We start from the raw sequence: 10473 nt of genomic DNA on the forward strand, positions 1-10473 counted from the left end.
CAGAACCCGACATTTACATCACATTGTTAACGGGATCACTTAAGTCAGAAAAACGGATGAGTGGTAGAGGGGTAAATTGAGATGAATACGGCTACGACAAGACGGAATGTAGGCCGGATAAGCTCAGCGCCATCCGGCAATGTACGGCATCGTGCCGGATGGCGCTGAGCTTATCCGACCATTATCGGCAAAATATGACGCTACCCCAGCACCGCCGTTCCCAGCCGGCAGGTACAGCAGCGCCGCCCTTGCTCGTCAAAAACGACAATTTCCCAGCTCTGGCTCTGCCGCCCCAGGTGCAACGGCTGACACACTGCGCGCACCTGTCCTTGCGATACCGGGCGATGGTGGGAAGCATTCAGCTCGGTGCCCACCACGCACTGGCCCTCACGAGTCATCAGAAAACCAGCCATCGAGCCTAGCGTCTCTGCCAGTGCCGCCGACGCGCCGCCGTGCAGCAGGCCAAAAGGCTGATGGGTACGGCTATCCACCGGCATCACCGCTTCCAGACTATCGTCACCGATATGGGTATAGATAATCCCTAAATGCGCCACCAGGGTGTTATCGCTGGTCGCGTTCAGCTCATCCAGCGTTAAATGACGTTTCCAGATCATCCTATGCCCCCAGCGTCGAACCGCCGTCCACCACAATATCCTGCAGCGTGATATGGCTGGCGCTGCGGGAGGCGAGGAACAGAATAGTGCTGGCAATTTCCTGCGGATGAGCAATTTTGCCCAGCGGAATGCCCAGCTTAAACTGCTCGGCAAACCCACGGATCCTTTGCTGCTCCGCATCATCACTGACCCACAGCGTACGCTGCATGTCGGTATCAGTCGAACCCGGTGAGACGATATTACAGCGCACCCCCGCGCTCGCCAGCTCTAACCCCACGGTCAGCGCCAGGCTTTTCAGCGCCGCCTTGGAGGCTCCGTAGGCGCTCATGCCGATGCGCGGCGTGTGTGCGGCGTCTGACGCCACGGTGACAATTGCCCCGCCCTGCTGACGGCGAAACTGCGCCATCGTATTCTGGAATAAATTAAACGCACCGCCGACATTGACGGCAAAGGTCTGCTGCCAGTCGGCCTGACTGAGCGCATCCGTCGCCCCCATGCGCAAAATCCCCGCCGCGTTCACCAGCACGTCCAGACGCTCAGCGCCTGCCAACAGGCGTTCACACACCTGCGCCACCTGCTGCGCATCGGCCACATCCAGCACCTCGGTCGCAAACGGGTAATCTTCACCGTCGAAAGCTAAATCGAACCCCGTCACCTGCGCGCCTGCTGCAACGAAAGCCAGCGCGGTGCTATAGCCAATGCCTTTCCCCGCCCCGGTCACCCACACGGTCTGGCCGCGAAAATCAAAGCCAGTCATTATTTCACCTCGCGGGAAAGCAGCGCCCACCAGGCGTCAATGCTCGGATTTTTCGCCAGCATCACGAAGTCGATGTCGCCGTGCACTTTACGCCAGCGGGCCGCCAGCGCCATCATGCGGACAGAATCGAGACCGTAATCAATCAGGTTATCGTCGTCGAGCGGTTCATCGGACTCATCTAACAGCGGCAGCACCAGCGCGCGCAACGCCTCTTTGCTGGCAGGAACCGATGGCAGCAATTCGTCGGTCATCACTACGCGACCGCTGCGACCGGCGACATATTTCAGCGACATCAGATGCTCATCGCGGCTAAAATCCGCCAGCGCATCGGCGACGAAGAACGGTTTAATATCGCGCATAAAGGCGTCGGTGGCGGTGGTCATACAGCCGATGTGCGCATACACCCCGGTAATGATCAGCTGGTTACGGCCCGTCTCTTTGAGCATCTGCTCCAGCGGCGAGCGATGAAATGCGCTGTAGCGCCACTTCACCAGCACGGTATCCTGGTCGTCCGGCGCCAGCGCGGCAATTACCCGCTGCTGCTCCGGCGAGCGGGTCAGGCCCGGCCCCCACATGTCGTTAAGCAGCGCGCGGTCTTCGTCGCTCTGCTCTTTTGGCTGCGCGGTGTAATAGACCGGAATCCCGTTTTTCTTGCAGAAATCGCGCAGCGCGGCGATGTTGGCCACCACCGTGTCCATCATTTCGCTGTCTTCGCCCCAGAAGTTGAGGAAATACTCCTGCATATCGTGAATCAGCAGCGCCGCGCGCGCCGGTTCAAACGCCCAGTTCACCTTGTTTTCCGGGATGTCCATCGCGGTCGGCAGCGCGTAGCCCTGCAGTTTCGGAATTGCCATGTTGTTCTCTCCTTCAGGCCTGCGAGCGGCTAGCCAGCCACTGACGCAATTGTTTTTTATCCACTTTGCCGACGTGTGTCAGCGGCAGTTCATCCACGCACTCCACGCGATCCGGCAGCTTAAATTCAGCCACGCCCTGTTCGCGCAGGAAGCGACGGACCTGCACCGCGCGCAGCGGTTCTTTCGCCACCAGATACGCGCAGCTTTTCTCGCCCAGCAGGGTGTCTTCCATGCTGACCAGCGCCGCATGGACCACCGCCTCGTGACGCAGCAGCAGGTTTTCAATCTCTTCCGCGGCAATCTTCTCGCCGCCGCGGTTAATCTGATCTTTTTCACGGCCCTGCACGGTGATGTAACCCTCCTCATCAATCGAGATCAGGTCGCCGGAACAGTAGAAACCATCGGCATCAAACGCGCTGGCGTTATGCTGAGGACTTTTGTAGTAGCCGCGGAAGGTATACGGGCCGCGCGTCATCAGGCGTCCCACTTCACCGCGCGGCAGCGGATTGCCCTCTTCGTCCGCCACCCACACTTCATCGTCAGGGCACATCGGGTAACCCTGGGTGTTGAGGATTTTTTCCAACGTATCGTCAAGACGGGTGTAGTTCACCAGCCCTTCCGCCATGCCGAACACCTGCTGGAGCTGGCAGCCAATCTCTGCCGGAATCCGCGCCGCCAGCGTGGCGGACAGACGCGCGCCGCCCACCTGTAGCAGCGTGAGCGAACGGAGTTGAGCGTTACCGGCCCCCTCGGCAATGGCCTGTAGCCACAGGCTGACCGCTGGGGGCACCAGCGCCGCGACGTTAATCTGGTGTTTCTCAATCAGCGGGAAGCACAGCGTCGCGCTCGGGTCCGTCGCCAGCACCACCGTCCCCTCTGCGAGGAAAACGCCCAACGCGCCAGGTGAACTCATGGCGTAGTTATGCGCTGACGGAATAGCGCACAGATAGCGCGTCGTGGCATCAAAGCGACACACTTCATTACTGCGGCGAATGCTGTAGTAATAGTCGTTATGGGTGCGGGGGATAAGCTTCGGCGTGCCGGTACTGCCGCCGGAAAGCTGAAAAAAGGCCACTTCGTCAGCGGCGGTTGGCGTCGGCGTGAAGCCCATCGCCGGGCGAGCCATCGCCGATTCCAGCGCGTGTTCACCTTCACCATTGCGTAGCAGTACGACGCGTAAAGCACGGTGCTGCGCGCAGAAATGATTGAGGAAGGTATCGTCGGCAAACAGCGCGTGCCCGCGATCGGCAATCAGGACTGCGGGAGAGATCTGCTCGGCATAGGCATTCAGCTCGCTACGCTGATGGCTGAACAGCGCGTTGACTGGCGCAACGCCAATCTTCAACAATGCGAATAAGGTGATGTAAAACTCGGCGATATTGCCCAACTGCACCAGCGCCGTTTCGCCGCACTTCAGCCCCTGGTTTTGCAGCGTCGCGGCCAGATTGTCGATGGCCTGATTCAGCGCGCGGTAGCTTATCTGACGTTCGCCGTCGATAACCGCAATCGCGTCACTTTCGGCGTGACGCGTCACCATGTCGGTGAGCAGCAGATCCTGCCAGTAGCCTTTTTCACGATAGCGCGCCGCAAGCGCATCCGGCCAGCGGGTAAATTCTACGGTCATTCTGATTCCTTAATGCAGGCCGAACACGTTCAGCATGGTCGAGAGTTTGACGCCGGTTTCGCGCCATTCGGACTCCGGCGATGAGGCGGGCACGATGCCCGCCCCGGCAAACAGGCGCACGCGGTTGGCCTTCACCCGCGCGCAGCGAATCGTCACCACCCACTCGCCGTTTCCTTCGGCATCACACCAGCCCACAATGCCGCCAAACAGATCGCGGTCAAACGGTTCCAGTTCGGCAATCACCTGTTTCGCCACCTGATGCGGGAAGCCGCTCAGCGCAGGCGTAGGGTGCAGCAGGCAAGCCAGCGTCAGGGCGTTTTCCGCCGCTTTCGCCTGCCCTTCAATTGGCGTAGCCAGATGCCACAGCGTCGGCGTGGTAATCAGCTGCGGCGTCTGCGGTAGCGTCAGTTGCAGGCTGCGCGGCGCCAGCGTACGTTGCATCGACTGGGTCACCAAATCGTGTTCATGGCGGTCTTTTTCCGATGCCAGCAGACGGTTACCCGCTTCACGATCCAGCAGCTCATCCGGCTGACGACGCGCCGAACCCGCCAGCGGCAGCGAACTGAAACGATCGCCCTCTTTACGCAGCAACAGTTCCGGGCTCGCCCCCAGCAGCACTCCACCGTCCGGCAGCGGGACATGGAAGTTGAAGCTTGCCGGGTTTTGCGCAACCAGGCGTTCCAGCAGCGCGCCGCTGTCCAGCGACTGCGCGGCGGTAATATCAATCAGGCGGGAAAGCACCACTTTATCGACCTGCGGTGTCGCCGTCAGCGCCGCCGCGCGGGCAACCATATCAAGGAAAACGGGATGTTGCGGAATTTCCTGACGCGTGGTCACGGCCATCGGTTCGCGAGACGCGTGATAGCGCGAGGTGTGCTGTTTTGCGGTGCGCGAGAAGGGTTCACTGCGCTCAGGAATGAACAAAGCAGACGGCTGGCGGGTATCAAACGGAATCGCCCCCACCATCACCGGATTGGCGATCCCGGCGGCTTTGGCTGCGGCGAACGCCGAGGCTAAACCTTGCTGAAAAGCGCTATCGGGCGCATCGCCCCCTTCTGCGGGGCAGGTAAAGCGCTGGAAGCAACCCGATGTCGTAAAACTGCGGAACGGCGACATAAAGAAAAAGCGGTCGGCTGAGAGCGTGGCCCGATGCTGCTGTTCTTGTTCATCCGCAGCCAGTGACGTTTCCATATCATTCTCCAAAAACGATAAAGATATTACGAATAATTATCATTTATATTTTGGTTTGGTAACCTAAAAGTAAACGCTTCATATGTCAACAGCGCAACGCAGCATCTTGTGCTGAATAACGATGTCGCCACCCCGATATGGCGCTTTCAACAGCTCAGCGCCGGGCTTGCATCCGGGGTGGACAATAGTTGAAAATGAGAAGCATTAACCAACTGCAACCGGGATGCATTTCTGTGAAACTCTCCGCTTTATGGCGTACCGCCGCGCTGATCGCTGGCTTCAGCGTTTTAGGATTCTCCTCAGCGCAGGCCGCCGACTGGCCGCGCCAGATTACCGACAGCCATGGCGTACACACGCTGGAACAAAAGCCCATGCGTATTGTATCCACCAGCGTCACCCTCACCGGCTCGCTGCTGGCCATTGACGCGCCGGTGATCGCCAGCGGCGCCACTACGCCCAATAACCGGGTAGCCGATGCTCAGGGCTTCCTGCGCCAATGGGGCGACGTCGCCAAAGCCCGTAAGGTGACCCGCCTGTATATCGGTGAACCCAGCGCCGAAGCGGTGGCCGCGCAGATGCCGGACCTGATTCTGATTAGCGCCACCGGCGGCGATTCGGCGCTGGCGCTGTACGATCAGCTCTCCACCATCGCCCCCACGCTTGTCATCAACTACGACGACAAAAGCTGGCAGGCGCTGCTGACCCAACTGGGCGGGATTACCGGCAACGAGCAGCAGGCGGCGGCGCGTATTGCCGAATTTGATAAACAGCTGGCGACGGTGAAGCAGCAAATTAAACTGCCGCCGCAACCGGTCAGCGCGCTGGTGTACACCGCCGCGGCCCACAGTGCTAACCTGTGGACCAGCGAATCGGCGCAGGGGCAGTTCTTGCAGCAGCTTGGCTTTACCCTCGCGACGTTGCCGCCGGGACTGCATGCCAGCCAGAGCCAGGGCAAACGCCACGACATTATTCAGCTTGGTGGTGAGAGCCTGGCTTCCGGCCTCAACGGCGAAAGCCTGTTCCTGTTCGCTGGCGACGAGAAAGACGCCGACGCGATTTACGCTAACCCGCTGCTAGCGCATCTTCCGGCGGTTAAAAATAAGCGTGTGTATGCGCTGGGCAGCGAGACGTTCCGCCTTGATTACTACAGCGCGACGCGGGTATTAGCGCGTCTGGCGGCCTTATTTGGCTAGCGCCCAACGCCGGATGGCGGCTTCGCCTTATCCGGCCTACAAATGTGCACAGCCGTCGGCCGGATAAGCGTTAGCGCCATCCGGCCTCAAGACTCGACGTTTATGTCGACTCCGGGAGTTCACGGCGAAAACGCCGCAGCTCGCCCAGCACCAACAGCAATATCACGCCAACGATCGCCAGCCCCCAGCCGCTTACGCTTGCCGACGCCACCGGCGTCAGCACCGCGCCCAAGCCGCCGAGCAGCGCCGCGCCAATCGCATCGCCGGTGACATTCTGCGCGGTCCACAGCCCGTTAACCCGCCCCAGCATCGCCTCCGGCGTCTGGGTCTGAATCAGGGTGTATTGCAGCAGCGAGCTCACCGCGCTCAGCCAGCCGAACAGCGCCAGGCAGACGAAACCCAATGCCCAGTACGGCATCATGGCAAACAGGCCAATAGCGATAAATGCGCCGACGGTCGCCAGCAGCATGATCCAGCCGGGTCGCTCGTTATGCGCCAGCCTGCCGCTGGTTAACGCGCCGAAGGCCGCCCCCAGCGGGATCGCCGCGTACAACAAGCCAATCTGCGCAGCCGACATCTGCCAGCCCAGGGCAAGCGCCGGATAAAGCACACGTACCGCGCTCGCCATGGTGAGCAACCCGCCCAGCAGCGCGATACCGCCAATCAGCGGGCTCGCGAGCAGGAAGCGAAATCCCGCCGCCAGCGACGACAGCGGGTGTTCGCGCGGCTGCGGCGGCGGTGGCAACGACGGTAAACGCAGCAGCGTCAGGGTGGTAATAAAGGTGCCCAGCGCCGCCAACAGGTAGTTCCACGACACGCCGCCGGAAGCCAGCAACAGGCCGCCAACCATCGGTGAAATCACCGATCCCAGGCGCACCGTCAGCATGGTGATCGCCCCGGCCTGCATCAGGTTTTCGCGCCCCACCAGCGCCGGCGTCGCCGCCAGCAGCGCCGTGACGCCGATCGAGGCGAAGAAACCGTCCCACAGCCCGAGCAGATAGATAGCCAGCAGCGACGGCTCCGGCAGCAGCGCGTTTAGCCACAGGCCGATAAAACCAACGCCGCAGGTGCCGCGCGCCAGCAAAATCAGTTTGCGGCGCTCATAACGGTCGGCCAGCACGCCCCCCACCATCAGCCCGACGAACATCGCCCCGCCGGTGAGCGTCACCGACAGCCCTACCTGCCAGGTAGAGTGGGTTATCATCTGGATTTGCACCGGAACGGCGACCCCAAGCAGGCCAAGCGACAAAATGGAGATAAAACGGGCAATAAAGACGGCGCGGAAGGCCGGATGTGTTTTTAGCAGGCTCAGATTCAGCAGCCAGGATTGTCGGTTCATTACAAGACCTTGAGCTTTTTTTTCGTACCCTTTTCGAGGTCGCTCATGCTAACATAAACGAATAAGATAGATAACGATAATCACTATCATTATCAAATCAGGGATGTTGCTATGTCGTTTTCCACCGCCGCGTTGCGCGCCGTTGCGCTGCCCGGTCTGCTATTGCTGCTGTTCCTCGCCGCGACGCTAAGCTTGTTGATCGGCGCGACGCCGCTGCCGGTTTCCGTTGTCGTCGATGCGCTGAGCGGTACCTGCCATAGCGCCGATTGCACTATCGTCCTCGATGCCCGTCTGCCGCGCACCCTCGCCGGCCTGCTGGCCGGTGGCGCGCTGGGCCTTGCCGGTGCGCTCATGCAAACCCTCACCCGTAACCCGCTTGCCGATCCGGGAATTCTTGGCGTTAACGCCGGCGCCAGCTTTGCCATCGTGCTGGGCGCGGCGCTGTTGGGAATTACCTCACCACAGGAACAGCTGGTGATGGCCTTTTGCGGCGCGCTGCTGGCGTCACTGATCGTGGCGTTCACCGGCAGCCAGGGCGGAGGCCAGCTCAGCCCGGTGCGCTTAACGCTGGCGGGCGTTGCGCTGGCTGCCGTGCTGGAAGGGTTCTCCAGCGGTATCGCCCTGCTCAACCAGGACGTCTACGATCAGCTGCGCTTCTGGCAGGCCGGTTCACTGGATATCCGTACGCTGCAAACGCTCAAAACGGTGCTGATTCCGGTGCTGATTGCCGGCGCGGTGTCGCTGATGATGAGCCGCTCGCTCAACAGTTTGAGCCTTGGCACCGATACCGCCACCGCGCTCGGCAGTAAAGTGGCGCGCACACAAATTCTGGGGCTGCTGGTGATTACCATCCTGTGCGCCAGCGCGACCTCGGTGGTCGGCCCTATCGCCTTTATCGGCCTGATGATGCCGCACATCGCCCGCTGGCTGGTGGGTTCGGATCACCGCTGGTCGCTGCCGGTTACCCTGCTGGCGACCCCCTCGCTGCTGCTGTTCGCCGATATTGCGGGCCGCCTGCTGGTTCCCGGCGAACTGCGCGTCTCGGTGGTCAGCGCCTTTATTGGCGCGCCGGTGCTGATTTTCCTCGTCCGCCGTAAATCCTCCGGAGGTGGCCGATGAACGCCCCTTCCCGTCGTCTGCTCGCCAGCTGCCTGCTGTTGGTTATTGGCTGTTTACTGTTAACGCTTCTGAGCCTACGCAGCGGCGCGGTGACGCTGGAATTTTCCCAGGTCTTCAGCGCGCTGTTCGGCGACGCGCCGCGTGCCGTCACCATGGTGGTGACGGAATGGCGTCTGCCGCGCGTGCTGATGGCGCTGTTGATTGGCGCCGCGCTGGGCGTCAGCGGCGCGATTTTTCAGTCGTTGATGCGCAACCCGCTGGGTAGCCCGGACGTGATGGGCTTTAACACCGGAGCATGGAGCGGCGTGCTGGTGGCGCTGGTCTTCTTCGGCCAGAACCTGACCACTATTACCCTCGCTGCGATGGCGGGCGGCATTGCCACCTCACTGCTGGTGTGGGCGCTGGCGTGGCGCAATGGTATCGAAACCTTCCGCCTGATTATTATCGGCATCGGCATCCGCGCGATGCTGATGGCCTTCAACACCTGGCTGCTGCTGCGCGCCTCGCTGGAAACCGCCGTCTCTGCCGGGCTATGGTTTGCCGGGTCGCTCAACGGCCTGACCTGGGCCAAAATCTGGCCCGCCGCACCGCTGATGATCGTCGCGCTGGCCTGTTCGGCGCTGCTGGTGCGCCGCCTGCGTCTGCTGGAGATGGGCGATGACAGCGCCTGCGCGTTGGGGGTGCGTGTCGAATATTCTCGTCTGCTGCTGATGCTGGTTGCCGTGGTGCTCACCGCCGCCGCCACCGCGCTGGCCGGGCCGATTTCCTTTATTGCGCTGGTCGCCCCACATATCGCCCGCCGCCTGAGCGGCACCGTACGCTGGGGGCTGACCCAGGCCGCACTCTGCGGGGCGCTGCTGCTCACCGCCGCCGATTTCTGCGCGCAGCAGTTGTTCTTGCCTTACCAGCTTCAGGTGGGGGTGGTGACCGTCAGTCTTGGCGGTATCTATCTCATCGTGCTGCTTATTCAGGAGTCTCGTAAAAAATGACCGATACCGTCGCCCGCTTGCGCGGCGAGGCGTTAACCCTCGCCTACGGCAAAAAGACTATCGCCGAGTCGCTGAACGTCACCATTCCGGACGGTCATTTTACCGCCATTATCGGCCCTAACGGCTGCGGTAAATCGACGCTGCTGCGTACGCTCAGCCGCCTGATGACGCCGACTCACGGTCACGTCTATCTCGACGGCGAAGAGATCCAGCGCTATGCCAGTAAAGAGGTGGCGCGACGTATTGGTCTGCTGGCGCAAAACGCCACCACGCCCAGCGATATTTCAGTACAGGAACTGGTGGCGCGTGGGCGCTATCCGCACCAGCCGCTATTTACCCGCTGGCGGCAGGAAGATGAGGATGCCGTACAGCGCGCGATGCAGGCGACCGGGATCGTTGAACTGGCAAATCAGAGCGTGGACACCCTCTCCGGCGGCCAGCGTCAGCGTGCGTGGATTGCGATGGTGCTGGCGCAGGATACCGCGATCATGCTCCTCGACGAACCGACAACCTGGCTGGATATCAGCCATCAGATCGATCTGCTGGAACTGCTAAGCGAGCTAAACCGCGAGCGCGGTTTTACGCTCGCTGCCGTGCTGCATGATTTAAACCAGGCCTGCCGCTACGCCACGCACCTGATTGCGCTGCGCGAGGGAAAAATTGTCGCCGAAGGCGCGCCGCAAGAAATTGTGACGGCGGAATTGATTGAAGCGGTGTACGGGCTGCGCTGCATGATCATCGACGATCCGGTGGCCCATACGCCGCTGGTGGTGCCGCTGGGACGGCGATGATT

Annotated in this window: 10 protein-coding genes; 4 read left to right on the top strand and 6 right to left on the bottom strand. The window is 61.2% G+C overall.

Annotated elements, in window-relative coordinates; all coding sequences use genetic code 11:
* Positions 1-200: 200 nt before the first annotated feature.
* From entH to entC, 5 genes are read right to left on the bottom strand one after another with little or no spacing between them, the layout of a single operon-like run.
* On the bottom strand, positions 201-614 hold the full coding sequence (gene entH / locus ABTW00_RS16995) for a proofreading thioesterase EntH (RefSeq protein WP_064548199.1): 414 nt from the start codon (positions 612-614) through the stop codon (positions 201-203).
* A gap of 1 nt (position 615) precedes the next feature.
* Positions 616-1371: a 2,3-dihydro-2,3-dihydroxybenzoate dehydrogenase EntA gene (entA, locus tag ABTW00_RS17000; protein ID WP_433636426.1), complete on the bottom strand. Its 756-nt coding sequence runs from the start codon at positions 1369-1371 to the stop codon at positions 616-618.
* Positions 1371-2225, bottom strand: coding sequence for an isochorismatase (locus ABTW00_RS17005; RefSeq protein WP_065355494.1), 855 nt, complete (start codon positions 2223-2225; stop codon positions 1371-1373). The genes entA and ABTW00_RS17005 overlap by 1 nt, the downstream gene beginning before the upstream one ends.
* Before the next feature lie 13 nt (positions 2226-2238).
* Positions 2239-3849 carry a (2,3-dihydroxybenzoyl)adenylate synthase EntE gene (gene entE / locus ABTW00_RS17010; protein ID WP_433636429.1) on the bottom strand — a complete coding sequence of 537 codons (1611 nt, stop codon included), beginning with the start codon at positions 3847-3849 and terminating at the stop codon, positions 2239-2241.
* Between the two features lie 9 nt (positions 3850-3858).
* Positions 3859-5040: an isochorismate synthase EntC gene (gene entC / locus ABTW00_RS17015; protein ID WP_433636431.1), complete on the bottom strand. Its 1182-nt coding sequence runs from the start codon at positions 5038-5040 to the stop codon at positions 3859-3861.
* 233 nt (positions 5041-5273) lie between these two features.
* On the opposite strand from entC, the gene fepB reads away from it, so the two are divergent.
* On the top strand, positions 5274-6233 hold the full coding sequence (fepB, locus tag ABTW00_RS17020) for a Fe2+-enterobactin ABC transporter substrate-binding protein (protein ID WP_433636433.1): 960 nt from the start codon (positions 5274-5276) through the stop codon (positions 6231-6233).
* Positions 6234-6333: 100 nt separating this feature from the next.
* On the opposite strand, the gene entS is transcribed toward fepB, so the two are convergent.
* Positions 6334-7572, bottom strand: a complete 1239-nt coding sequence (gene entS / locus ABTW00_RS17025) for an enterobactin transporter EntS (protein ID WP_433636435.1) — start codon at positions 7570-7572, stop codon at positions 6334-6336.
* A gap of 111 nt (positions 7573-7683) precedes the next feature.
* Here entS and fepD point away from each other — a divergent pair, with 111 nt between their 5' ends.
* From fepD to fepC, 3 genes are read left to right on the top strand one after another with little or no spacing between them, the layout of a single operon-like run.
* A complete protein-coding gene (gene fepD, locus ABTW00_RS17030; protein WP_433636437.1) occupies positions 7684-8691 on the top strand; it encodes a Fe(3+)-siderophore ABC transporter permease in 1008 nt (335 codons plus the stop codon).
* Complete coding sequence (gene fepG / locus ABTW00_RS17035; protein ID WP_064548177.1) at positions 8688-9680, top strand: iron-enterobactin ABC transporter permease; 993 nt, start codon at positions 8688-8690, stop codon at positions 9678-9680. Before fepD ends, fepG begins: the two co-directional genes overlap by 4 nt.
* On the top strand, positions 9677-10471 hold the full coding sequence (gene fepC / locus ABTW00_RS17040) for an iron-enterobactin ABC transporter ATP-binding protein (RefSeq protein WP_065355488.1): 795 nt from the start codon (positions 9677-9679) through the stop codon (positions 10469-10471). The genes fepG and fepC overlap by 4 nt, the downstream gene beginning before the upstream one ends.
* Positions 10472-10473: the final 2 nt, after the last annotated feature.

The sequence above is a fragment of the Kluyvera georgiana genome (assembly GCF_050990895.1).
Classification (GTDB): Bacteria; Pseudomonadota; Gammaproteobacteria; order Enterobacterales; family Enterobacteriaceae; genus Kluyvera; species Kluyvera georgiana.